This is a genomic window from Rhodococcus sp. 14C212 (genome assembly GCF_011058195.1).
Lineage (GTDB): Bacteria > Actinomycetota > Actinomycetes > Mycobacteriales > Mycobacteriaceae > Rhodococcus > Rhodococcus aetherivorans.
This window is the reverse complement of the sequence record NZ_JAALEH010000035.1, coordinates 13,356-36,383: the sequence shown is the minus strand read 5'-3', so window position 1 is coordinate 36,383 and position 23,028 is coordinate 13,356. Positions and strand designations below refer to the sequence as shown.

Genomic DNA, 23,028 nt, shown 5'->3' with positions numbered 1-23,028 from the left:
GTCATCCTCCTAGGTAGCTGGTCGAAAGTTCGTTCTCGATGTCGGCGGGGTCCCCGACCCGCACGACGCGGCCCTGCAGCATCAGCGCGGCCGACGTCGCGATCGGCAGCACCGCCCGCGCGAACTGCTCGGCGACGAGGATCGACAGCCCGTCCTCGACGAGCCGGCCGACGATGTCGTACATCTCGGTGACGATCCGGGGGGCGAGCCCCATGGACAGTTCGTCGAGCAGCAGCACCGTGGGGTCGGTGCCGAGGGCCCGGGACAGGGCGAGCATCTGCTGCTCGCCGCCCGACATCGAGCCCGCGAGCTGGCCCCGTCGCTTCCCGAGGATCGGGAATCGCTCGTAGGCGACGGCCTCGAGATCCTTCAGCGACACGCCGGTTCCGGTGGCGACCCACAGGTTCTCCCGGACGGTGAGGTTGGGGAAGATGCCCCGCCCCTCCGGGATGGTGCAGACGCCGAGCCGGGCGAGCGCCGCGGCGTCGACACCGTTGACGACGCGGCCGGCGATGCGCAGCTCACCGTGCTCGACGGGCAGCACGCCCGAGCACACCCGTAGCGTCGTGGTCTTGCCGCCGCCGTTGGGTCCGAGCAGGGCGACCACCGAGCCCGGCTGCAGCGCCAGGTTCACCCCGTGGAGCACCTCGATGGGTCCGTAGCTCGCCCGCACGTCGACCAGCTCGAGCAGCGGGGTCGGTTCGTCGCCGGGGACGTCGACGAGATCGGTGACCGGTGCGTTCATGCGACCTCCTCGGTTCCGATGTACGCGGCGATCACCGCTGGGTCGTTGCGGATCTGTTCGGGGCTGCCCGAGGCGATGAGGGCGCCGTAGTCGAGGACGTGGATGCGCGAGCACACCCGCATCACGAGCGGCAGGTCGTGCTCGACGAGGCAGATCCCTAGACCGTCGCCCGCGAGCCGGCACAGCAGGTCCGCGAAATCGTCGGTCTCCCGCTCCGTCTGCCCGGACGCGGGTTCGTCGAGCAGCAGCACGCGCGGCCGGGTCATCAGCGCCCGCGCGACCTCGACGACGCGGGCGCGGCCGGTGGGGATGTCGGAGACGTCCCGGTCGGCGACGTCCGTGAGCCCGGTCAGCTCGAGCAGCCGGTCGGTCTCGGCGTCGATGTCATGGCGGGCGCGGGTCGCGGTGCGGTGCATGTCGCCCGCGACCCGGAGGTTGTCGCGCACCGACAGCGACAGGAACAGCTCGAGCCGCTGGAAGGTGCGGGCCAGTCCGCGCCGGGCACGTTTGTAGGGTGCCGCCCGGGTGACGTCGACACCGTCGAGGATCACCTGCCCGGAGGTGGGTTTCTGCAGCCCGGTGACGGTGTTGAACAGGGTGGTCTTGCCGGCACCGTTGGGCCCGATCAGCCCGGTCACAGTGCCCGCGGTGACGGCGATGCTCACGTCGTCGACGGCGGTGTGACCGCCGAACCGGACGGTGACGCCCCGGGTCTCGAGCAGGATGTCAGACATGCGCGCTCAGCTCCTTCACGACGGTCGCGGGGGGTTCGGCCGCCGGACGGGTGGGCCGTGCCGCGGGCAGTCCCAGTTCGCGGTCGAGGCGGTAGCACCCCTCCGCGGTGTACGGCTCGTCGAGACCGACGAGTTCCGGCGGGGTGGTTCGCCGGCGGGCCTGCTCCTCGGGGTCCAGGACCGCACCGGGCATCAGCCATTCGCCGATCACCGGGAGCAGGAACACGATCGTGATGGTCAGCGCCGCGAACCACCAGTTGCCCAGGACGCCCGTCAGGGTCAGGACGTAGAGCACCGCGATCACGGCGCCGCCGCCGTAGAGGACCGGCCGGGCGGACAGCAGACGGCGGTAGCCCTCCACCACCTGGTGCACGCTGCCCGACGGGTTGTGGCCCACGCCGATGCCGATGAGCGCGGGGCTGACCGCGGCGATGTTGCCGAGCAGCAGGTACAGGCCCTCGAGCTCGGGCTGCGTCTTGGCGAGGTTGTTGAACGAAACCATGATGACCGCGAACCCGACGCCGGCCATGAGGCCGCCGAACAGGGCCCCGCTGACGTAGCCGATGCCGGCCACCACGGTGAGCATGAGCAGGGTGAGTCCCACGATGATGCTGAAGTTCTCGCCCGCGACCGCCCCGGTGGCACTGGACATGAGGACGCCGCCGAGACCGGCGATGGCGGCCGAGAGCATGAAGACGCTCAGCTTGAGGGTCACCAGGTTCTGCCCGAGCATGGCCGACGCGGCCGGGCTGTCCTTCATCGCCGCCAGGCGACGTCCGTAGCCGCCGTTGCGCAGGGCGACGACACCGACACCGAGCAGCGCGAACAGGACCGTCGCCGTCATGAGGAACGTGGTCTCGTCCTGCAGGTCCAGCGGCCCGATCCGCAGCGGCGGGATCACGAGCGAGCCCCCGGTGAAGATCGAGAACTTCACACCGAACAGTTCGTGCTCGGTGGTGTCCCGCAGCACCATGTTGGACACGAAGACGCCGAATGCCATGGTGGCGAGCGCGAGGTAGAGACCGCGCAGCCGCAGGGCCGGAAGCGCGACGAGCCCGCCGACGAGTGCGGTGACGGCCACGGCCAGCAGCACCCCCCACACGGTCAGACGCTGGTCGAGACCGGTGCCCGTGATCCCGAAGTGGAACACGACGATCGTGGCGATGGCCCCGAACGACAGGGGTGCGAGGTTCATCTCACCCGCGTACCCGGTGAGCAGGGTCAGCGACAGCGCGACGATCGCGAAGGTCATCCCCAGCGTGAACGTGGTGATCGCGGATTCCACCATGAGCAGGCGGACGAGGTAGACGACGGCGACGAGCGCAACCGCCCACACGACGGCCTTGCGCACGCTCGGTACGTGGTAGCGCTCGCGGGTGCGCATCGCCGCGCCGCGCAGCCGGTCCTGCGGCAGGACGATCAGCACCACGAACAGCGCCACCATCGGCAGCGAGACCCGCAGGTTCGACGTCCAGGCCCAGGACGAGGGTGCGTAGCCGATCAGGTAGGCGCCGGCGAGGCCGAGCACGAGGGCGCCGACGAAGGTGCGCGGGATCGAGCTGAGCCGGCCGAACATCGCGGCCGCGAACGCGTCGATGACGAGCAGGGTGAGCATGTTCGCCTCGAGGCTGCCGCCACTGATCGGGGTGATCAGCACCCCGGCGAGGACGGCGAGGGTGGAGCCGAGCGCCCACGAGAACGCGGCGATCCGTTCGGGGTTGTGGCCGTTGAGCCGCAGCAGGTCGGGGTCGTCGACGACGCCGCGCATGGTGGCGCCCATCCGGGTGCGCTGGAAGAGCATGCGCAGCCCGACCGCGATCCCGATCGCCGCGACCACGCACAGGATCTCGTGGACGCGGACGAAAGCGCCGAGCACGCTGATCCCGGCGTCGTCGCCGAAGAACATGCCGAGCGAGCGTGGCTTCTCGGGATGCCAGAACCACTGGGACAGGAACAGCATCCCCAGCATGACCGAGACGGTCACGACGATCTTGGTGACCTCGGCGGTGTCCCGCAGGCCCCGCATGATCACGACGTACAGCGCCAGGCCCATGAGCGGCCCCGCGAGGAACAGCACCACGAGCAGCGCCAGCGGGACGGGCAGCCCCCAGCCGGCCGTGAGCTGCCAGTAGAGGAACGCACCGAGCATGGCCTGGGCGCCGTGCGCGAAGTTGAAGATTCCGGAGGTGTTGTAGGTCAGAACGAGCCCGGAGGCCGCGATCGCGTACACGGACCCGAGCACGAGGCCCAGGATCGTGAACGTCACGAATGTGTCCATGGTGAAGCCCTGTCGGTAGAGAACCGGTCGTGGGGAGGCGGGGCAGTGCCGCGCGGGCACCGCCCCGCCGGTCGGTGCAGGCCGGTCAGTCCTGCGGCTTGATCACGTTCGGGTTCATGAACTTGGTGGCGATCCGGTCCGGTCCGAGTTCGGTACCCCACGTCTCCGGAGCGGTCTTGACGAGGTACGCGTCGTTGCACTCGAACTCGGCGGCCGTCTGCGGGAACGCCTGCGTGTACGTCTCACCCTTCAGGGTGACCGTCAGACCGCAGCTGGCCGGCATGTTGGCACCCGGGTCGGTCACGGCGTGCAGTCCGCCGCCGTCCCACTCGTGGATCTGCGACAGTTCGTCGATCATGCACTGCCGGGTCAGGTCGGAGCCGCACTCCTTCGCCGCGGTCGCCCACAGCAGGAACGACGAGGTGGCCTGCATGCCGAGCAGCGCGGTCTTGCCGCCCTGCTCCCCGACGAGGTCGAGGTACTGCTGCACCGCCGGCACCTTGTCCGCGTTCTCGAGCATCTGGAAGGTCATGCCCGCGTGCAGGTTGTCGAGCAGACCGCCGGCGTTCGCCTCCTCGACGGTCTGGCCGTACCAGGTCGCCTCACCCATCAGGACGGGATCGATGCCCACCTGGTCGAGCGCCTTGAAGAAGTTCAGCTCGTTGGGCACCGGCGACCGGGAGGTCCACAGGCCCTCGACGCCGCACTCCTTGAACTTCTCGGCGAACGGGACGTAGCTGGCCTCGCCGTCGTAGTTGATGGTCACGCCGCAGTTCTTCAGCTCGAACCCGGCGGCCTCGGCGATCGAGCGCACCTTGGTCAGCGACGTGATGATGGTCGGCATCGTGCTGCCGACGAGGTCGAACTTGTCCTTCAGGTCCGGTCGCAGCTGCGCCATCTGGAACCATGCCGAGCCGTTGGCGTAGTCCACCGGGAACGGCACACCCTGATAGGTCATGGGGCCGTTGGCCGCCTCCGGCGACACCGTGAAGCCGGGCACCGCCGCGAGGTTGCAGGCCACGCGGGTCTGCTCGGCGGTCTGGTCCATCGCGAAGCCGTGACCGACCATCATGAACTCGGAGCGGCACGCGTCCTGCATGACGGAGTTGGCCTGGGTCATCGCTGCGTCGTAGTCGGTGCCGACGATCGTGCGCCCGTTGATGCCGCCCTGGGCGTTGCACCAGTCGATCATCGCGGAGACGGCGTCCGACATCTCCTTGTTCAGGCCCGGGCTCTTGGCGTAGCCGCGGTCGTCGCCGTAGCCGATGCGGATCTCGGTGTCGGTCACGCCCTGGTCGGTGGCGCCCGCGGCGTCCCCCTCCCCGCACGGCGAGTCCAGGGTGCCGAACTTGTCCACCGCGACGGTGTCGGCCGCGGCGGCCCCGGTCCCGGCCGCGCCGGCCCCGCCCGACGGGTCGGCGCCGCGTTCGCCGGCACAGGCCGAGAGCAGCGCCGCGGACGCCGTCAGCGCCAGCACGGTCCTGGCGAGTGTGTGCTTGTTCAAGGTCCGGTGTCTCCTTCGTCGCGGGGCTCCGTCCGGCGGAAGCTCCGGGGCGGTGTACTGCGGCGAAAGCTAGCCAGGGCCGGGAAGGGCGGGGCGGGAGATTCCCGTTCAGTGAGACCTGTCGTGAATCCGGTCACACGCCGATCGCCGAGTGAAACTCCACACAGCGGGGAACCGGCGCACGCGTGCTGCCACCGCCGGAAGAGCCGGGGTGGCCGCGTTCACCTCCTCGTCGCTGTACTTTTACCCACCGGCTACCTCACAATCGGCAGATGTGACCGCAGAGCTCGTCGTCCTCCTGGTTGTGGTAGTCACTGCCCTCGCATTCGACTTCACCAACGGCTTCCACGACACCGGGAACGCGATGGCGACATCGATCGCCACCGGCGCCCTGAAACCGAAGGTTGCGGTCGGCCTCTCCGCCTCACTCAACCTCGTCGGCGCGTTCCTGTCCGTCGAGGTCGCCGCGACGGTCGCCAAGGGCGTCGTGAACCTGGACAGCACCGGGGGCGAGGCACTGCTGCTCATCGTGTTCGCCGGTCTCGTCGGCGGCATCCTCTGGAATCTCGCGACGTGGCTGTTCGGACTGCCGTCGAGCTCGTCGCACGCGCTCTTCGGCGGCCTCATCGGCGCCGCCCTCGCCTCGCTCGGGATCGGCGGCGTGGTGTGGGACGGAGTGATCGGCAAGGTGATCATCCCGGCGCTGCTGGCGCCGGTGGTCGCGGCACTCGTCGCCACAGTCGGCACCTGGTCGGTGCACCGCATCACCCGCGCGGTGCCCGACGAGACCCGCGGTCACGGCTTCCGCATCGGGCAGATCGGTTCCGCCTCCCTGGTGTCGCTGGCGCACGGCACCAACGACGCGCAGAAGACGATGGGCGTGATCTTCCTGGCGCTCGTGGCGCACGGCAGCCTCACCGCCGACGCGGAGATGCCGTTCTGGGTGAAGTTCTCCTGCGCCGTCGCGATTGCCCTGGGCACCTACCTCGGTGGCTGGCGCATCATCCGCACCCTCGGCAAGGGGCTGGTGGAGATCGCACCGCCGCAGGGCATGGCGGCGGAGTCGTCGTCCGCCGCGATCATCCTCACCTCGAGCCACTTCGGTCTGCCCCTGTCGACCACCCACGTGGCGACCGGTTCGATCCTGGGGTCCGGCCTGGGCACCCGCTCCGCGAACGTGCGCTGGGGCGTCGCCGGCCGCATGGCCGTCGCCTGGCTGATCACGCTGCCGTCCGCGGCGCTCGTCGGCGCGTTGTGCTGGGGTCTGGCCCATCTGATCGGCGGCCTGCCGGGCGTGATCGTGGTGTTCGCGGTGCTGTGCGCGTTGTCGATGCTGATGTACCTGCGGTCGCGTCGGCAGCCGATCGACGCCTCCAACGTCACCGCCGAATGGGACGGCAAGCTGGCTCCGGCCCAGCCCCCGGCCCCGGCCCCGGCGCCCGAGGACGTGCCGGCCGCACCGACCACTCCCACGGAGGGACGCCCGTGAACCTGTTGACGAACACCCTGAGCTCGCTGTGGCAGGTCGTCCTCGTCGGCCTCTTCTTCGGGGCGGGCCTGCCGGCCGTCTTCGCGCTGGGCATGCGATCGCTCGTCGCGGGACGCGCCGGTGAGCAGGCCCGGCCGAACCCGCTCGGCATCGCCGGCGCCGTCGTCTGCTTCGCCGTCGTGCTGATCGCGATCGTCGCGGGGATACTGTTGCTGGCTTCGGACTTCCTGTCGAGCACCTTCGGCATCGACGTCTTCTGAGCCACCACCGTCCCGCCGCCCGTCCCACGAAAGAACCGCCTTGCCCAAGTACTCGCTCCGTTCGGTCCTCGACTGGCTGCGCGCCGGCTATCCGGAAGGCATCCCGGCCAAGGATCACTTCGCGCTGCTCGCCGTGCTGCGGCGGCGCCTGACGGACGAGGAGATCGCTGAAGTGTGCGAGATGTCGATCGCCACGGCGCACGAGCATCCCGAGCGTCATGTCGACTACGACACGCTCGAGCAGATCATCGCCGGCGTGCTGCACGAGGAACCGTCGGAGGAGGACCTCGAACGGGTCGCCGGGCACCTCGCCGCGGGAGGCTGGCCGGTGGTCGCCGAGGACGGGACCGTGGTGACCGGCGACGACGGGACGAACTGAGGAGGTGCCCCCGTGACGCTTCCGCCGTTCCTCACCTCGATCATCGAGTGGCTGCGTGCCGGCTACCCGGAGGGCGTGCCGGAACAGGACTACGTGCCGCTGTTCGCGCTGCTCAGCCGGCGGTTGTCGGAGGACGAGGTCGACCAGGTGGCGCACACCCTCGTCGACGACGGGGACCTGCCCATCTCGAAGACGGACATCGCCGTGCTGATCACGAAGATCACCAACGAGATGCCGCTCGAACAAGATATCGACCGGGTGCGCCGGCACCTCGAGACCGGAGGGTGGCCGCTCACCGGCCCCGCCACATGAATCTCGAGGTGCTGCCCGTCCCGCCCGGCGACGCCGTGCGGGAGGTGCTGCCCGCCCTGCGGCGCATGCTCGACGGCGACGGACCGGCCCTGCTCCCGGTGCCGGCCGCCGACGACCGGGAAATCCAGAGACTGACCGACGCGCTGCGCCCGGACGAACCCGTCGACGACGGCATCGGTCTGGTCGTCGCCACCTCGGGCACCACGGGCACCCCGAAGGGCGCCCAGCTGACCGCCGAAGCGCTGCGGGCCAGCGGTGACGCCACCCACGAGCGCCTCGGCGGACCCGGCTCGTGGCTGCTGGCGCTGCCGGCCCACCACATCGCCGGAATGCAGGTGCTGCTGCGGGGCCTGCTCGCAGGAGCCGGGCCCGTGGTGATCGACGTCGCCGGGGGCTTCGATCCGGATCGGCTGCCGGCGGCGGTCGCCGCCATGCCCGGTGGGCGGCGCTACACGTCGCTGGTGCCGACCCAGCTGATCAAGGCCCTGGACCACCCGGACGCCGTCGCGGCCCTCGCCGAACTGGACGCGGTCCTGCTGGGCGGTGCCGCCACGCCCGCCCCGCTCCTGCGCCGTGCGCAGGACGCCGGGATCACCGTCGTCCGCACCTACGGGATGAGCGAGACGTGCGGCGGGTGCGTGTACGACGGGGTCCCACTGGCCGGGACCACGGTCCGGGTCGACGCGCAGTCGCGGGTGTGGCTCGGCGGGACCACACTCGCGCGCGGCTATCGCGGTCTGCCCGATCATCCGGCGTTCGCCGAACCCGGCTGGTTCCGCACCGACGACGCGGGCGCGCTCGCCGACGGCGTCCTCCGCATCCTGGGGCGCCTGGACGAGGCCATCTCCACGGGCGGCCTCACCGTCGTGCCGCAGGTCGTCGAGGCCGTCCTGCTCGAGCACCCCGCGGTACGCGAATGCGCCGTGATCGGGCTGCCCGACCCCCGTCTCGGTCAACGAGTGGCGGCCGTCGTCGTCCCGGAGGGCGGCGCCTCCCCCACCCTCGACGACCTGCGAGCCTGGACCAGCGTGTCACTGGACGTCACGGCGGCACCGCGGGCGCTCTACGTCGTCCCCGCCCTGCCGTTACGCGGCCCCGGCAAGGTGGACCGGCGGGCCCTGGTCGCCCGGTTCTCGTAGGTCGACCGGTTTCGGCCGAGCGAATGTATCGCTCATCTCCTCAGCCCGACGGGATGGCACATTCGCTCGATGGCAGGATCGACGCATGGCAACCGCTGGTCAATGGCTCGAAGGCGCCCGTCCGCGCACCCTTCCCAACGCGATCGCGCCCGTCGTCGCCGGCACGGGGGCGGCGGCCGCGCTCGACGGCGCGGTGTGGTGGAAGGCTCTCCTGGCGTTGGTGGTCGCCCTGGCACTGATCGTCGGCGTCAACCTCGCCAACGACTACTCCGACGGCATCCGCGGGACCGACGACGACCGTGTCGGGCCGGTGCGGCTGGTGGGATCCGGGGCGGCGGCGCCGGCGGCGGTCAAGCGGGCCGCGTTCGCGTGTTTCGGGGTGGGCGCGGTGGCCGGGATCGTCCTGGCGATCACGAGCGCGTGGTGGCTGCTCCTGGTGGGTGCGGTGTGCATCGCCGGCGCCTGGTACTACACGGGCGGCCGCAACCCCTACGGTTACAGCGGGTTCGGCGAAATCGCCGTGTTCGTGTTCTTCGGGCTCGTCGCGGTGCTGGGCACGCAGTTCGTGCAGGCCGGCCGGGCCGACCAGGTCGGGCTGGCGTGTGCGGTGGCGGTGGGCTCGTTCTCGAGCGCGGTGCTGGTGGCGAACAACCTGCGCGACATCCCCACCGACACCGTCTCGGGCAAACGCACGCTCGCGGTGCGCCTGGGCGACCCGCGGACCCGGACGCTGCACCTGATGTTGCTGGCCGTGCCGTTCGCGGCGTCGCTGGCACTGGTGGCGCGCACGCCGTGGGCGCTGGCGGGTCTGCTGGCGTTGCCGTTCGCGGTGCGCGCCCATGCACCCGTTCGGTCCGGCGGTCTGGGATTGAGCCTGATCCCCGCCCTGCGGGATTCGGGCCTGGCGATGCTGGTGTGGGCCGTGGCGACCGCAGCCGCCCTGTTCCTGGCCTGACTCGTCCCGCGCCCGGACCTCAGTCCCGGTCGGGCACCAGCAGACCGAGGGCCCAGTTGACGAGGGAGATGATCAGGGCGCCCCAGAACGCGGTCCAGAACCCCTCGACGGTCAGGCCGTAGTCGGTGAACTCGCTCAGCCACGCGGTGAGCAGGAGCATCAGCGCGTTCACGACGAGGGTGAACAGCCCCAGCGTCAGGATGAGCAGCGGCAGCGACAGCAGCTGCACGAGCGGCTTGACGAAGGCGTTGACGACAGTGAAGACGAGCGCGATCACCAGCAGGGAGATGATCTCGTTGGTGGCGCCGGTGCCGGAGCCGGTGAAGTCGATGCCGGAGACCCACTGGGCCGCCAGCCAGATGGCGACGGCGTTGAGGACCAGCCGGACCAGGAAGTTGATCATGCCGCCACTGTCGCACATTCCGGCCCCGGCATGCGGTCGGGATCCGGTCGATCAGGCGGCACGACCCGGGTAGTCCCGCAGGCGGTCGCGGAGCGCCCTGCGGGACACGTGGGACTCGACGAGCGTGCAGGCGCGGTAGTCGTCGGAGCGCAGTATCCCGAGCAGGAGGTGCTCGCAGCCGATGACGCGGTCGCGGCGCGCGAGGGCTTCCCGCAGGGCGAGTTGCAGGGACTTCTTCGCGGCAGGATCGAACGGAAGGTGGCCGGCGAAGGGCCCCCGCGGGTTCCGGCCGGGTCCGCGGTCGAGGACGCCCTCGCCGAAGCTCTCCTCGAGCCGGGCCCGGACGGAATCGAGGTCGATGCCGATGGCACCGAGCGCGGCGGCGTCCTCGTCGCCGAGCACCCCGGTGTCCCGGGCGAGTTCGCTGCGCACGGTCCCGGCCGTGAGGCCGACGTCGGCGAGCAGGTGCCGCAACGTCACGTCCGCGGTGACGAGGACGCCGAGCAGCAGGTGGGCCGGCTCGATGCGGGGAGCGTTCAGCTCCCGGGCCTCCGCCTGCGCGGTGACGACGGCGGCTCGTGCGCCGGCAGTGAATCGTTCGAACACGGCGGATCACCCACGCTTCCGGTTGTACTTCTGGTGGACGGCCTGCCTGCTCACCTCGAGCGCATCGGCGATCGCCTGCCACGACCAGCCCTGCCGGCGGGCGTTGTCGACCTGGATCGCCTCGAGTCGTTCGAGCAACCGCCGGAGGGCCCGCACGGCCCGCAGCCCCTCTGCGGGGTCGGGGCTTCCGGCGGCGGCGGCGAGTGTGGTGGCCTCGGTCATACCGTCAATTTACGTTGACAAGCAAGGGGACGTCAAGGCAGGTTGACACGTCGGGACGGTGCCCGGCCGGCTCAGTACCGCGCGACGGCGCCGTCCACCGCACGCTGCAGTTCGTCCTGCACCAGGCGCGTGACGTCGCGGACCTTGCCGTCGAGGCCGGTGACCGGCTCGGTGAGGAACACGCTCGCCGGGCGCGACGGGTCCTTGCCGGGTCCGTAGCCGATACCGACGCACACCAGCGCGGGCCGCACCCCCAGATCGCGCGAGCGGCGGACGATGTGGCCGATGCCGGTCCCGAGGGGCTGCAACCGGGTCGGGTCACCCTCGTTGCAGGTGCCCTCCGGGAAGATCGCGACGCTGTCGCCGTGATGCAGCCGCGCGGCCGAGACGTCCATCATCCGGCGCCCGGCGTCGGCGACCGCCCGCAGTCCGTGGTTCTTGGCCCGGAAGACCGGGATCCCGCCCATCATGTCGACCTTGCGGCGCTGCGACTCGTCGGCGAACAGCTCGTCCTTCGCCAGCACCCGCGTGCTGCCGATCACCGGGCGCAGCGGGGAACGCCATGCCGTGGCCGCGAGGACGTACTGATCGCTGTGCGTGAGGTGGTTGGCGACGATCAGCAGCGGCGTCCGACCCCGGATGAGGTCGCGGAGGCGATCGCGGACCCCGTCGTCGCAGCGCACCCGGGGGCGGTACCGGGCGGCGAGGAGGGCGTAGGCCCCCCGGGCGACGGGCCGGTTCTGCCGGTGCTCGAGGTAGAAGTCGTAGACGGCTTCGTAGTTGTCCAGGGCCACGACGGGGCGTTCCATGCCCACACGATACTCAACCTACGACACCGTAGGCTACGGACTCGTAGTGTCCGGCGAGGCTCAGGCCGCCCACCTTCCGGTGGCCGCGAACTTCTCGAGCGTCGCGGTCGGGGCGGCCAGATCCATGCCCTCACCGGCCACCCAGCCGTCGTCGAAGTAGGTACCCGCGTAGCGTTCCCCGCCGTCGCACAGGAGGGTGACGACGCTGCCGCGCCGGCCGTCGGCGATCATCTCGGCGACCAGGCCGAACGCACCCCACAGGTTGGTCCCGGTCGAGCCCCCGACGCGGCGGCCCAGGCTCTCGCTCGCGTGCCGCATGGCGGCGATCGACGCGGCGTCGGGCACCCGGATCATCCGGTCCACCACCTGGCCGACGAACGACGGCTCCACCCGAGGCCTGCCGATGCCCTCGATCCGCGACGGCAGGCCGGTGGTGTAGTCCACCGAGCCCGTCTCGTACCCGCCGTAGAACGCGGAGTTCTCGGGGTCGACGACGGCCAGCCGGGTGCGGTGGCGGCGGAACCGGATATACCGGCCGACGGTCGCACTGGTGCCGCCGGTGCCGGCGCCGACGACGATCCACTCCGGGATCGGATGCTCCTCGAGCTGCAGCTGGGTGAAGATCGATTCGGCGATGTTGTTGTTGCCGCGCCAGTCGGTGGCCCGCTCAGCGTGAGTGAACTGATCCATGTAGTGACCACCCAGCTCGACGGCGAGCCGGCGCGCCTCGGCGTAGATCTCCGGAGGCCGGTCGATGTAGTGGCACCGCCCGCCCTGCGCCTCGATGAGCGCAACCTTGGCGGGGCTGGTGTTGCGCGGCATCACCGCAACGAAGTCGAGACCGAGCAGCTTCGCGAAGTATGCCTCGCTGACAGCGGTCGAACCGGACGACGCCTCGATGATCGGGGTGTCCTCGCGTACCCAGCCGTTGCAGATGGCATAGAGGAACAGCGACCGTGCGAGCCGGTGCTTCAGGCTGCCGGTGATGTGCGTGGACTCGTCCTTCAAATACAGCTGGACGCCCCACGCGGGCGGCAGCGGATAGCGCAGCAGGTGCGTGTCGGCGCTGCGCTGGGCGTCGGCCTCGATCAGCTGGACGGCACGGTCCACCCAGTCCCGCGAGGCGCTGCGATCGACGACACCGTCGCTCACCTACGATCCTCGCCGCGCAGGCGGGCCTGCAGGTCGGCCCGGTCGGCGCGCCGGCGCGCATCGACAGACGCGATACTCTCGTTCACCCGGCGGCGCAGCGGCGCGAACACGACGAGCGAGAGCGGCAGCGCGATCAGCACCGCGAAGAGCGCCGCGACCAGCAGGGGGATCTCCACGCCGAACAGGCGGGGCACATAGAGGATCACCACCGCGAGCACGAGGACGAGGGCCAGCCGGGCCAGCGAGTAGAGGGCGACGTCCCGGGCCAGGGTGCCCTTGCCGGTGCCGGCGTTGCCGGACTGGTCAGGACGGTTCTGCGATGCTTCACTCACCCGTCCAGGGTAACCGCCGCGTGTTGGCACCCTCCTGGTCGACCGTCCGTTTTGTCTATTACTTCCGCTTTACCAACCGTAGACCGTTCGAGCAACCGGGGTGTTCGGTGTCAACATGGCCACGTCGATCCGAACGAGACGAAACACCCGGAAGGACCATCGATGAGCGCACCCGCATTCAACGGCGCGAAGGAATCTCTGCTGACCCCCGGCCAGGTCGCGGCACTGTTCCACGTGGACCCGAAGACGGTCACCCGCTGGGCCCACGCCGGCCGGCTCGGCTCGCTGCGCACCCCCGGCGGTCACCGCCGCTTCCGGGAATCCGAGGTACTCGCGCTGCTGCGCTCCCTCACCACCGAAGCCACCCGCTGATCCGAGGAGCCGGAGGCATCGTCGGGGACCCAGGCCACATCGGCGCTCTCGCCACTACGAATAGACTGAAGGAGCAGGCCCGGCCGGCTGCGGAAACGCCGGCAGACTGCTCGCGGCGAGGAGGTGCGTGGTGCTCTACCTGTTGGCCATAGTCGGTGCCCTCACGATTGCGGTGCTGCTGTGGAAAGCGTTCGGTCCCGACCTTCGCTCCCGGCCGACCCGCGTGATCGGACCCGACGACGACCCGGACTTCCTGTGGAAGGTCGACCGGGAATTCCGGCGTAAGTCCGCCGACGGCACCCCCGGACCCGATCAGGACCCCGGAGACTGAACTCCGGCCGAGTGGCCTGCCCCGTCGCTGCGCTCGCCCCGGTCACCTGTCCCGTCGCTGCGCTCGCCCCGGTCACCTGTCCCGTCGCTGCGCTCGCCCCGGTCACCTGTCCCGTCGCTGCGCTCGCCCCGGTCACCTGTCCCGTCGCTGCGCTCGCCCCGGTCACCTGCCCCGTCGCTGCGCTCGCCCCGGTGGCCGCGACGCGGGAAGTCGGCGGCGACCCCCGCCGCGAGTTCCAGCAGCGCTCGCCGGGTGCGTGGCTGCAGCCGGGCCAGGTCCACCTCCGCACCCTCCTCGAGGTGCGGATCGAACGGCAGCACATGGACGGCGCGGCAGCGCCGCGCGAAGTGCTCGACCAGCCGGTCCACGTCCACCTTGCCGGACCGGGGCCGCACGGCGTTGACCACCGCCACCGAGCGGGCCACGAGGTCCCGGTAGCCGTGGGCGTCGAGCCAGTCCAGCGTCGCCGAGGCGCTCCGCGCACCGTCCACCGATCCGGAGCTGACGACCACCAGCGTGTCCGCGTTCTCGAGGATTGCGCGCATCGCCGAGTGCATCAGTCCCGTGCCGCAGTCGGTGAGCACGAGGTTGTGGAACCGTTCGAGGATTGCCAGTGCCCGCTCGTAGTCTCGCGCGCTGAACGCCTCCGAGACGGCCGGGTCGCTGTCCGAGGCCAGCACCTCGAGCCGATGCCGGTTCTGTGAGGTGTGGGCCCGGACGTCGCCGTAGCGGTGGATGTGCGCCTCGTCGCGCAGCAGCGTGCGCACCGTGCCGGACGTTCGGTCGGCGACCTTCTGGCTGAGTGTCCCCCGGTCGGGGTTGGCGTCCACCGCAACCACCCGGTCGCCCCGCAACGACGCGAACGTCGATCCGAGCGTGACCGTGGTGGTGGTCTTACCGACTCCGCCCTTCAGGCTCAGCAGCGCGATCCGGTAGCAGCCGTGCAGCGGTCCGCGCACCTGCTCGACCAGTTCGCGACGCTGCCGGCCCCGTCGGCTGTCGCCGGGATCGATGCGCCCGCCGGTGCCGCGGTACACGGCCCGGCGCCACCCCCGCGCGGGCGCCGGCTGCACCCGGCTCACGAGAAGCGATGCGTCCAGATCCCGCGCCGACGGCTGCGCCGTCCCCGCCCACTCGCCGTCCTCCGGCACCACGTCGTCCCCCGTCCCCGGTCCCCCACGGCCCGGCCGACGCGGACGATAACAGATCAGGTCAGGCCGGCGTACGAGTGCAGACCGGAGACGACCATGTTGATGATGAAGAGGTTGAACAGCATGGCGACGAAGCCGGCGACGTTGATCCAGGCCGCACGCGTGTTGCGCCAGCCCGACGTCGCGCGAGCGTGCAGGTACGCCGCGTACATCACCCAGGTGATGAACGAGACGGTCTCCTTGGGATCCCAGCCCCAGAACCGGCCCCAGGCGGCCTCGGCCCAGATCGCGCCGAGGATGATCCCGGCACCGAACAGCGGGAACCCGATGATGGTGGTGCGGTAGGCGAGACGGTCCAGGGTCTGCGCGTCGGGCAGGCGCTCGGCGATCCGGCCGAACACGCCGCGGCCCTCCTCGCCCTTCGGGAACCGGATGCGCAGCAGGAACAGCAGGCTGGCGACCCCGGAGACCAGGAAGATGCCGCTGCCGACGCTGATGATGGTCACATGGATGGGCAGCCAGAACGACTGCAGGGCAGGCACGACGGGCGCGGCGTCGGCGTACAGCACGGTCGCCGCGAGGAACATCAGGATCAACACCGGCACGAGCAGGTAGACCCACATGATCCGGTAGGCCGGCCGGCGCAGCACCACCAGGCCGAACAGCACCGCCGCGGCGCAGGCCATCGACACGAACTCGTACATGTTGCCGAGCGGGAAGCGTTCGGTGGACAGGCCGCGCAGCACGATCGACGTGACCTGCAGGGCGGCCACCACGACGACGAGCGCGCGCCCCATGTTGCCGAGACGCTCGGACAGCGTCCGGCCCCGCGGCTCCTCCACCCGGCCCGGACCGTCCGGCGCCGAGGGCGGCTCGCCGGCCGCGCCGACGGCGACGAGCGCGCGCTCGCGCTCGGCGACGAGATCGGCCCGGTGCGAGGCGTACTCGGCGATCAGCAGCACCAGCGCGAGCACCAGCACCGCGAACGCCGATTCGAATGCCCAGTCGCTGTACTGCGCGAGGGTCTCGTTGAGGGTCATGCCTTCTTCTCCTGTGCTGCCTTCGCACGTGCGGTCGTGTAGTCGCCGAGCAGTCGGCCGGTCAGACGCTCGAACTCGTCACCCCATCCGGCCTGGTCGGTCCGGGCGAGACCACCGAGTTCTACTACGGTACGTCGTTCCCCGTCGGCCACTGTACCGGCCGGGTAGGCCCGCACCCAGATCCGGCGGCGCTTGATCAGCAACGACACCAGTAGCCCCACCATCATCGTGATCGCCGAAACCAGCACCCAGGTCTGCGCCGGGTCGTGCGAGACCTGCAGGTTCACGAAATCGGTCGCGCCGTCGAAGCGGATCTGTGTCCCGTCGGGGAGCGTCACGCTCTCCCCCGCGAACAGGTTCACCCGGTCCTGCTTGACCAGCCGGCCCTGGTTGATCAGCTCACCGTTGAGGGAGAACAGCGACTGCGGGGTGCCGGTGTCGAGGCCCGTGTCGCCCTTGTAGATGTCGATCGCGACGGCGGGATCGGTCAGCGCCGGGTAACCGGAGGACAACAGGTTGCCGTGGAACACCGCGGTGGGCGCGAACAGGCCCTCTATCGCGATCTGGTTGCGCCGCCGCTCGTCCGGATCCGGGTACATCCCGCCCGGCGGGTCGAACCGCATCGCGCCGCTGCTGAGGAAGGTGGTCGCGTCGTCGGGCCGCCACTGCAGCGTCTCGGTGCGGGTCTCGCCGTCCGGCCACGTCACCGTGAAGGACGGTGCGAAGCCGTGGCCCTGCAGGTAGACGCGGTCGCTACCGACCCGCAGCGGGTGGTTCACCCGCAGCTGCGCGTCGCGCCAGGTGTTCGTCGCCAGGTCGGCCCCCGCCTGGTAGTCGATGTTCGAGGTGAACATCTCGGCCTGTCCGTTGTCGAGGTAGTCCGCGGAGAAGTCCTTCACGCGGATGCACATCGGAGTCAGGCCGGTGCCGTCGAGGGTGTTGCCCGCGCGGAACGAGTCGAACGCCGCCGGCGAGCTCGTGCAGAACTCCTCACCGTTGGCGACCAGGATGCGCTGGCCCTCGTAGCCGAACAGCTTGCCCACCGCGACCGCCGCGAGCAGACCCACCAGCGCGAGGTGGAACAGCAGGTTGCCGGCCTCGCGCAGATATCCCTTCTCCGCGGAGAGCGTGAGCTCGCCGTCGCGCGCGCCGCGGCCCGCGGTCGTCGCCACGCCGCGCTCGGCGATGCGCCAGCCCCGCAACTGACCGCGCACCCGGGCGAGCACCTCCTCGGGCGAGGCGTCGACCGCGGTCTCGAGGTGGTGCGGCAGCCGCGACAGGTTGCGCGGCGCCGGCACGGGTCGGGTACGCAGCGCCCGGTAGTACTCCGAGCAGCGCGGCAGGATGCAGCCGATCAGCGAGACGAACAGCAGCACGTAGATCGCGGTGAACCAGAAGCTGCCGAACACGTCGAACAGCTCGAGCCGGTCCAGGAGCGGCCCGAGGGTCGGGCGAGCGGCGATGTACTCGTCGACCTTGCCGGCGTTGAGGCTGCGCTGCGGCAGCAGCGCGCCGGGGATCGCGGCCAGCGCGAGCAGGAACAGCAGCACCAGCGCGGTGCGCATCGACGTCAGGCCGCGCCAGGTGTTGCGGACGAACGCCGCGGCGCGACCGGCCGGGCCCTGCCGCGGCGGCGGGGTCGGCGACGGTGGCGCGGTGGGGGTGTCGGTGGCCGTCATATGGTGTCCGGCGCGGGTACTCCCTCGTTCCCGAGGGAGAGAAAACGCCGTCCTCCTTCCCGGTATCGGGGTGGTGTCGAGGAAACGTGTCGGTGGGTGCGGCTACGGTGCCGGGCATGGGGGTGGAGGTGGTGCGCTACAACTACCGGCTGCGGCCGGGCCGCCTCGCCGAATGCGCCCTGCTCGACGAGTGGCATCGGTGCCGGTTCCTGTGGAACGAGGCGGTCCACCAACAGAACGCCGGGGCGAAACCCACCTTCGGGAAGCTGAGCGCACTGCTCACCCGAGCCCGCAAGGATTCGTCGTGGTTGCGGGCCGAATCCCAGGTGGCCCAGCAGCAGACGTTGCGGACCTACGCCCGGGCCCTGGACGACTCGTTCCGCATCAAGGGTCGGGGCCGGCCGCGGTGCAAGGCCCGCAAGAAGGCGTTGCCTTCGCTCGAGTACACCCGCCGCGGCTTCACCCTGCGCGAGGGCCGGTTGGTGCCGGCCAAGGGGGTCAGCATCGCGGTGGTGTGGTCGAGGGAGTTGCCGTCCGAGCCGTCGAGTGTGCGCATCACCCGCGATGCGCTGGGGCACTGGTACGCCTCGTTCGTCGTCACCCGCGACAACGTCCCTTTGCCGGACGCGCCGGAGGGTTCGGCGATCGGTGTCGACCGGGGGGTGAGCCGGACCGCGACCACCACCGACGAACGGTTCGATCTGCCGCACCGGCAGCACCGCACCCGCTGCGCGGCGGAGCTGGCGAAGGCGCAACGCACGATGGCCCGGCGCCGTCGCGGGAAAGGCACCACACCGTCGAAGGGGTATCGGCAGGCCAATAAGAAGGCGGCGAGGATCCAGCGGAAGGCCGCGGCGCGGACCAAGCACGAGGCGCGGGTGTGGGTGCGGCGGGTGGTCGAGCATCATGGGCTCATCGCGGTGGAGGATTTCCGGCCGCGGTTCCTGGCCAGGTCCACGATGGCGGGCAAGCGGGCGGATGCGGAGATCGCCGCGACCAAGCGCGAACTCGTCGAGCGGGGCAGGCGGGCCGGCCGGAAGGTGGCGCTTGTGCGGCCCGCGTACACGAGCATGACGTGTTCGAGGTGTTTCGTGAGAGCCAAGCAGCCCCTCGGACTCGAGCAACGCATCTTCCGGTGCCCGGCCTGCGGCTACAGCGGATGCCGGGACCGGAACGGAGAGGTTCTGGCTGTGGCGGAGCGTGGCCACACCGGTGTCGACAACGTCAGACAAGCGGATCACCTCCTCGGTGGTGCGGTTGCGGTCTGAGCCCGGAATCTCCCGCCTTCAGGCAGGAGAGGCGTTAAATCGGGAGCGTGACCTCGGAAATAAAGGCGTCCCGGATCCAGGAGACGAACACGTCCCAGGCGCCGGTGACGAGGGCGATTCCGACGGCCACGAGCATGAAGCCGCCGACGAGTTGGACGGTGCGGGCGTGGGCGCGCAGCCAGCCCACCCCGCGCAGGGCCCGGGCCGAGCCCAGCGCGAGAACGACGAAGGGCAACCCGAGGCCGAGGCAGTAGGCCACGATCAACGCGACGCCCCGCGCGGCGGTGGCGCCCTCGGTCCCCGCGGCCAGGGAGATCACCCCGGCAAGCGTGGGACCGAGGCACGGCGTCCACCCGAGGGCGAAGACGCCGCCGAGCAGCGGCGCACCTGCCAGTCCGGAGATGCGACGGGGTTCGGGACGGGTGTCGCGCTGCAACGCCGGGATCAGCCCGACGAACACCAGGCCCATCACGATGGTGACCACCCCGCCGATCCGCATCAGCACCTCGCGGTTGACGGAGAGCACGGAGATCGCGCCGAACACCGAGGCGGTGGCGAGGACGAACACGACCGTGAATCCGGCGACGAACAGCGCGGCGGCGCCGGCGACGCGCAGGCGTCCGTCGTCGCGGACGGTGGTGGTGCGCCCGCGCGCCTCGGTGGCGGTCACCGCGGGGGCCTCGGCACCCACGACACCGGCCAGATAGGACAGGTAACCGGGCACGAGCGGCACCACGCAGGGCGACGCGAAGGACACGAGCCCGGCCAGCAGGCACGCCCCGAGGGCCAGCAGCAGCGGGCCGGACGAGGCGACCGACTGGAAGGTGTCCCCGATGCCCGCGGCGAGGACGGCCTCGCTCAGGAGCGGATTACTGGTCACCACTGCACCACCGATGTCACTGCACCACCCATGTCACTGCACCACCCATGTCACTGCACCACCCATGTCACTGCTCGGACGGAGTTTCCGCGGCGACGCGCTCGACGACCGGCTGCAGATCGCTCGCGAGCAGTTCGGTGAGGAACACGGCGGCGACGCGGTGGTCACGGTCGAGGACGACCGTGGTGGGGACGACCGAGGTCGGGTAGTTCGCCCCCAGGGCGAGCAGCGAGCGCATCGACGGGTCGTAGATCGACGGGTAGCCCACCCGGTTGTCGACGACGAAATCCTGGGCCTTGTCGCGCTGGTTGTCGCGGACGTTGATGCCGAGGAACTGCACGCCCTGATCCTTGGTGGCCTCGTAGACCTGCTCGAGGTCGTCGGCCTCGCTGCGGCACGGGGCGCACCACTGGCCCCACACGTTGAGCACGACCACCTGGCCGGCGTAGTCGTCGAGCGACAGGGTCTGCCCCTCGTTCATCAGGTCCTCGCCGGACAGGGCACCGAGGGTGCCGCGGTCCGGGGGCGGGTCGTAGAAGATCCGGGTCTGCCCACCGGGCGAGACGAAGTCGAAGGTGCCGCCGGTGGCGACGGCGTCGTCACCGGTGGCGCACGACGTGAGGGTGAGGCCGCAGGCCAGCGCCGCCGCCGCCAGCGCCGCCCGTCGCGTGGCCCGGCGCCTCATGCGCCGTGGACGGTCGGGTCCGAGGCCCCGGCCGGTTCGGAGTAGACGATGTCGACGAGGGTGTCGCCCTGATACACCAGCGAGGTCAGCGACGCGAGACTGCACTGGCGGTGCTGCGGGTTGTGCCACAGCCGCTCGCCCTCGAGGAAGCGGCGCAGCGTCCACACGGGCAGTTGGTGGCTGACGCACACCGCCTCCCGGCCCACCGCGGCGACGCGGGCGGCGTTGACCGCGGCGAGCATGCGGTGCGCGATCTGCAGATAGGGCTCTCCCCACGACGGGGTGAAGGGGTCGCGCAGTTTCCACCAGTGCCGCGGCCGGCTCAGCGCCCCGTCGCCGACGGCGACCCGCAGGCCCTCGAACTGGTTGCCCGCCTCGACGAGGTTGTCGTCCGTCGCGACCGGCAGGCCGTGCTTGTCCGCGATCGGCTGGGCGGTCTGCTGGGCCCGCTCGAGGGGGGAGGCGACGATGTGCGCGATGTCGTGGTCGGCGAGGACCGAGGCCACCGACCGCGCCTGCGCCTCTCCGGTCACGGACAGCCGGAAGCCGGGCAGACGGCCGTAGAGGATGCCGCTGGGGTTGTGCACCTCGCCGTGCCGGAGCACGTGCACGATGGTGCGGGTCTCGGACGGGGCAGGTTCGGTCACGTGGGGATTCCTCGGGTGTGCGTCGGGTGTGGTGGCGTGGGCGGGCCCGCTCAGACGGTGGCGGCCGCCGCGGCCTTCGCCGCGTGCGGCAGTGCGTCGGCGATGCGGGAGAACGCGTCGTCGTCGAGCACGGAGGAGACGAACCACGTCTCGAACGCGCTCGGCGGGGCGTAGACGCCGTGGTCGAGCAGAGCGTGGAAGAACGCCGGGAACCGCCACGTCTGCGCGGCCTTGGCCTGCGCGTAGTCGGTGACCGGGTCCTCGGTGAAGAAGACGCTGAGCATGGTGCCGGCGAACTGGACCCGGTGCGCGACGCCCTCGGCCGTGAGGGCCTCGCCGATCATCCGTCCGAGGGTGGTGGCGTTGCGGTCGAGCGCGGCGTAGGCGTCGCTGTCGGCGGCGCGCAGGCTGGCCAGCCCGGCGGCGACGGCGACCGGATTACCCGACAGGGTGCCGGCCTGGTAGACGGGCCCCGCCGGCGCGAGGTGGGCCATGACGTCGGCGCGGCCGCCGAACGCGGCCGCGGGCAGGCCGCCGCTCATCACCTTGCCGAACGTCATGAGGTCGCCGGCGACACCGTCGATGCCGTACCAGCCGGCCGGTCCCGCCCGGAACCCCGTCATCACCTCGTCCATGATCAGCAGCGCGCCGTGCTCGCGGGTCAGCTCGCGCAGGCCGGCGTTGAAGCCCGGCAGCGGCGGGACGGTGCCCATGTTGCCGGCCGCGGCCTCGGTGATCACCGCGGCGATGTTCCCCGGGTCGGCCGCGAACGCCGCGCGCACCGCCTCGAGGTCGTTGTACGGCACGACGATGGTGTCCTCGGCCTGCGCACCGGTCACACCCGGCGACGTCGGCAGCCCGAAGGTGGCGACGCCGGAGCCGGCATCGGCGAGCAGGGCGTCGACGTGACCGTGATAACAGCCCGCAAACTTGACGATCTTGGTTCGGCCGGTGAATCCGCGGGCCAGCCGCACCGCACTCATCGTCGCCTCGGTACCCGAGTTGACGAGCCGGACCTGCTCGACGGGCTCGATGCGCGCCACGATCTCCTCGGCGAGTTCCACCTCACCGGCCGTCGGCGCGCCGAACGACAGGCCCGTCGTGGCGGCGCTGCACACCGCGTCGACGACCGCCGGGTGCGCGTGGCCGAGGATCATCGGCCCCCACGAACACACCAGGTCGACATAGGAATTGCCGTCCACGTCGATCAGCGTGTAGCCCGAGGCGGACGCGACGAAGCGCGGGGTACCGCCGACCGATCCGAATGCGCGGACCGGAGAGTTCACACCCCCGGGAATCACCTTCGACGCCCGGTCGAACAGTGCGGTGGATACGGAGTCGCGGGCGCGAGATGCATCGGGGGTCGCAGTCACGACCTCCAGTGTCCCAGTTTCGCGGGATTTGCCAAAAGGCGTGGACCCTGCAACGGCGGTGGTTCCGGTAGGAATGTGACCACGGTCTCGTTCGACGACGTCCGGATCGCCCTCGCGGACCGTTTCCGGGTGGTCACCGCTGCGTTGTCCGCCGACGGCCGTGAGGTACTTCTCACCGGACCGTTGGACGTCGGTGTCGAGGTCGGCGGGTTCGCAGTCATCGAACTCGCCGACGGGCGCCGCCTCGCCGTGCAGGTCCGCAGCGTGCGCACATTGCGAGGCC

General features: G+C 70.8%; 26 protein-coding genes. 9 read left to right on the top strand and 17 right to left on the bottom strand.

What is annotated here, in order from left to right:
- Nucleotide 1 precedes the first annotated feature (1 nt).
- From G6038_RS16575 to G6038_RS16560, 4 genes are all read right to left on the bottom strand, one after another.
- On the bottom strand, nt 2–745 hold the full coding sequence (locus G6038_RS16575; protein ID WP_165038921.1) for an ABC transporter ATP-binding protein: 744 nt from the start codon (nt 743–745) through the stop codon (nt 2–4).
- Nucleotides 742–1,479, bottom strand: coding sequence for an ABC transporter ATP-binding protein (locus G6038_RS16570; RefSeq protein ID WP_165038920.1), 738 nt, complete (start codon nt 1,477–1,479; stop codon nt 742–744). Before G6038_RS16570 ends, G6038_RS16575 begins: the two co-directional genes overlap by 4 nt.
- Nucleotides 1,472–3,757: an ABC transporter permease gene (locus tag G6038_RS16565; RefSeq protein ID WP_165038919.1), complete on the bottom strand. Its 2,286-nt coding sequence runs from the start codon at nt 3,755–3,757 to the stop codon at nt 1,472–1,474. Before G6038_RS16565 ends, G6038_RS16570 begins: the two co-directional genes overlap by 8 nt.
- An 85-nt stretch (nt 3,758–3,842) precedes the next feature.
- A complete protein-coding gene (locus tag G6038_RS16560) occupies nt 3,843–5,261 on the bottom strand; it encodes an ABC transporter substrate-binding protein (RefSeq protein ID WP_165038918.1) in 1,419 nt (472 codons plus the stop codon).
- Between the two features lie 274 nt (nt 5,262–5,535).
- Here G6038_RS16560 and G6038_RS16555 point away from each other — a divergent pair, with 274 nt between their 5' ends.
- The 6 genes from G6038_RS16555 (at nt 5,536) to G6038_RS16535 (ending at nt 9,795) form a co-directional block, all read left to right on the top strand.
- Nucleotides 5,536–6,750, top strand: coding sequence for an inorganic phosphate transporter (locus G6038_RS16555; protein WP_165038917.1), 1,215 nt, complete (start codon nt 5,536–5,538; stop codon nt 6,748–6,750).
- On the top strand, nt 6,747–7,010 hold the full coding sequence (locus G6038_RS16550; RefSeq protein ID WP_006935886.1) for a hypothetical protein: 264 nt from the start codon (nt 6,747–6,749) through the stop codon (nt 7,008–7,010). The genes G6038_RS16555 and G6038_RS16550 overlap by 4 nt, the downstream gene beginning before the upstream one ends.
- 40 nt (nt 7,011–7,050) lie before the next feature.
- The gene (locus tag G6038_RS31400) at nt 7,051–7,389 is read left to right on the top strand and encodes a DUF3349 domain-containing protein (protein ID WP_240918537.1); all 339 of its coding nucleotides are present in this window, start codon (nt 7,051–7,053) and stop codon (nt 7,387–7,389) included.
- Nucleotides 7,390–7,401: 12 nt separating this feature from the next.
- On the top strand, nt 7,402–7,701 hold the full coding sequence (locus tag G6038_RS31395; protein ID WP_006935891.1) for a DUF3349 domain-containing protein: 300 nt from the start codon (nt 7,402–7,404) through the stop codon (nt 7,699–7,701).
- A complete protein-coding gene (gene menE, locus G6038_RS16540) occupies nt 7,698–8,840 on the top strand; it encodes an o-succinylbenzoate--CoA ligase (RefSeq protein WP_165038916.1) in 1,143 nt (380 codons plus the stop codon). Before G6038_RS31395 ends, menE begins: the two co-directional genes overlap by 4 nt.
- 85 nt (nt 8,841–8,925) lie before the next feature.
- A complete protein-coding gene (locus G6038_RS16535; protein WP_165038915.1) occupies nt 8,926–9,795 on the top strand; it encodes a 1,4-dihydroxy-2-naphthoate polyprenyltransferase in 870 nt (289 codons plus the stop codon).
- Nucleotides 9,796–9,814: 19 nt separating this feature from the next.
- Here the strand turns inward: G6038_RS16535 and G6038_RS16530 are convergent, their stop codons facing one another.
- The 6 genes from G6038_RS16530 to G6038_RS16505 all read right to left on the bottom strand — a co-directional run bounded on the left by G6038_RS16530 (nt 9,815) and on the right by G6038_RS16505 (nt 13,319).
- On the bottom strand, nt 9,815–10,198 hold the full coding sequence (locus G6038_RS16530; protein ID WP_165038914.1) for a phage holin family protein: 384 nt from the start codon (nt 10,196–10,198) through the stop codon (nt 9,815–9,817).
- A gap of 51 nt (nt 10,199–10,249) precedes the next feature.
- A complete protein-coding gene (locus G6038_RS32110) occupies nt 10,250–10,804 on the bottom strand; it encodes a Clp protease N-terminal domain-containing protein (protein ID WP_165038913.1) in 555 nt (184 codons plus the stop codon).
- Between the two features lie 6 nt (nt 10,805–10,810).
- Nucleotides 10,811–11,026 (bottom strand): hypothetical protein, encoded by a 216-nt coding sequence (locus G6038_RS16520; RefSeq protein WP_003937583.1) that lies wholly within the window; start codon nt 11,024–11,026, stop codon nt 10,811–10,813.
- 71 nt (nt 11,027–11,097) lie between these two features.
- Nucleotides 11,098–11,835 carry a 1-acyl-sn-glycerol-3-phosphate acyltransferase gene (locus G6038_RS16515; RefSeq protein ID WP_165038912.1) on the bottom strand — a complete coding sequence of 246 codons (738 nt, stop codon included), beginning with the start codon at nt 11,833–11,835 and terminating at the stop codon, nt 11,098–11,100.
- 60 nt (nt 11,836–11,895) lie between these two features.
- Nucleotides 11,896–12,987, bottom strand: a complete 1,092-nt coding sequence (locus G6038_RS16510) for a PLP-dependent cysteine synthase family protein (RefSeq protein WP_165038911.1) — start codon at nt 12,985–12,987, stop codon at nt 11,896–11,898.
- Entirely contained in the window at nt 12,984–13,319 is a 336-nt protein-coding gene (locus tag G6038_RS16505) for a DUF4229 domain-containing protein (protein ID WP_165038910.1), read from the bottom strand. The genes G6038_RS16510 and G6038_RS16505 overlap by 4 nt, the downstream gene beginning before the upstream one ends.
- A 162-nt stretch (nt 13,320–13,481) precedes the next feature.
- On the opposite strand from G6038_RS16505, the gene G6038_RS16500 reads away from it, so the two are divergent.
- Both G6038_RS16500 and G6038_RS16495 read left to right on the top strand, forming a co-directional pair.
- Nucleotides 13,482–13,691, top strand: coding sequence for a BldC family transcriptional regulator (locus tag G6038_RS16500; RefSeq protein ID WP_006935908.1), 210 nt, complete (start codon nt 13,482–13,484; stop codon nt 13,689–13,691).
- A gap of 130 nt (nt 13,692–13,821) precedes the next feature.
- The gene (locus G6038_RS16495; RefSeq protein ID WP_346772838.1) at nt 13,822–14,022 is read left to right on the top strand and encodes a hypothetical protein; all 201 of its coding nucleotides are present in this window, start codon (nt 13,822–13,824) and stop codon (nt 14,020–14,022) included.
- On the opposite strand, the gene G6038_RS16490 is transcribed toward G6038_RS16495, so the two are convergent.
- Genes G6038_RS16490 through G6038_RS16480 form a run of 3 tightly spaced genes read right to left on the bottom strand, consistent with a single transcriptional unit; the run spans nt 14,004 to nt 17,892 of the window.
- On the bottom strand, nt 14,004–15,176 hold the full coding sequence (locus tag G6038_RS16490; RefSeq protein WP_346772837.1) for an AAA family ATPase: 1,173 nt from the start codon (nt 15,174–15,176) through the stop codon (nt 14,004–14,006). The genes G6038_RS16495 and G6038_RS16490 overlap by 19 nt on opposite strands.
- 53 nt (nt 15,177–15,229) lie before the next feature.
- Complete coding sequence (gene ccsB, locus G6038_RS16485; protein WP_165038908.1) at nt 15,230–16,213, bottom strand: c-type cytochrome biogenesis protein CcsB; 984 nt, start codon at nt 16,211–16,213, stop codon at nt 15,230–15,232.
- Entirely contained in the window at nt 16,210–17,892 is a 1,683-nt protein-coding gene (locus tag G6038_RS16480) for a cytochrome c biogenesis protein ResB (RefSeq protein WP_165038907.1), read from the bottom strand. The genes ccsB and G6038_RS16480 overlap by 4 nt, the downstream gene beginning before the upstream one ends.
- A gap of 116 nt (nt 17,893–18,008) precedes the next feature.
- Here G6038_RS16480 and G6038_RS16475 point away from each other — a divergent pair, with 116 nt between their 5' ends.
- Entirely contained in the window at nt 18,009–19,160 is a 1,152-nt protein-coding gene (locus G6038_RS16475) for an RNA-guided endonuclease TnpB family protein (RefSeq protein WP_165038943.1), read from the top strand.
- A gap of 34 nt (nt 19,161–19,194) precedes the next feature.
- Here the strand turns inward: G6038_RS16475 and G6038_RS16470 are convergent, their stop codons facing one another.
- The 4 genes from G6038_RS16470 to hemL are packed head-to-tail and all read right to left on the bottom strand — an operon-like array spanning nt 19,195 to nt 22,745.
- Complete coding sequence (locus tag G6038_RS16470; protein WP_165038942.1) at nt 19,195–20,055, bottom strand: cytochrome c biogenesis CcdA family protein; 861 nt, start codon at nt 20,053–20,055, stop codon at nt 19,195–19,197.
- A 52-nt stretch (nt 20,056–20,107) separates the two neighbouring features.
- The gene (locus G6038_RS16465) at nt 20,108–20,725 is read right to left on the bottom strand and encodes a TlpA disulfide reductase family protein (RefSeq protein WP_165038906.1); all 618 of its coding nucleotides are present in this window, start codon (nt 20,723–20,725) and stop codon (nt 20,108–20,110) included.
- A complete protein-coding gene (locus tag G6038_RS16460; protein ID WP_165038905.1) occupies nt 20,722–21,372 on the bottom strand; it encodes a histidine phosphatase family protein in 651 nt (216 codons plus the stop codon). Before G6038_RS16460 ends, G6038_RS16465 begins: the two co-directional genes overlap by 4 nt.
- A gap of 50 nt (nt 21,373–21,422) precedes the next feature.
- Entirely contained in the window at nt 21,423–22,745 is a 1,323-nt protein-coding gene (gene hemL / locus G6038_RS16455) for a glutamate-1-semialdehyde 2,1-aminomutase (RefSeq protein WP_165038904.1), read from the bottom strand.
- Nucleotides 22,746–23,028 lie beyond the last annotated feature (283 nt).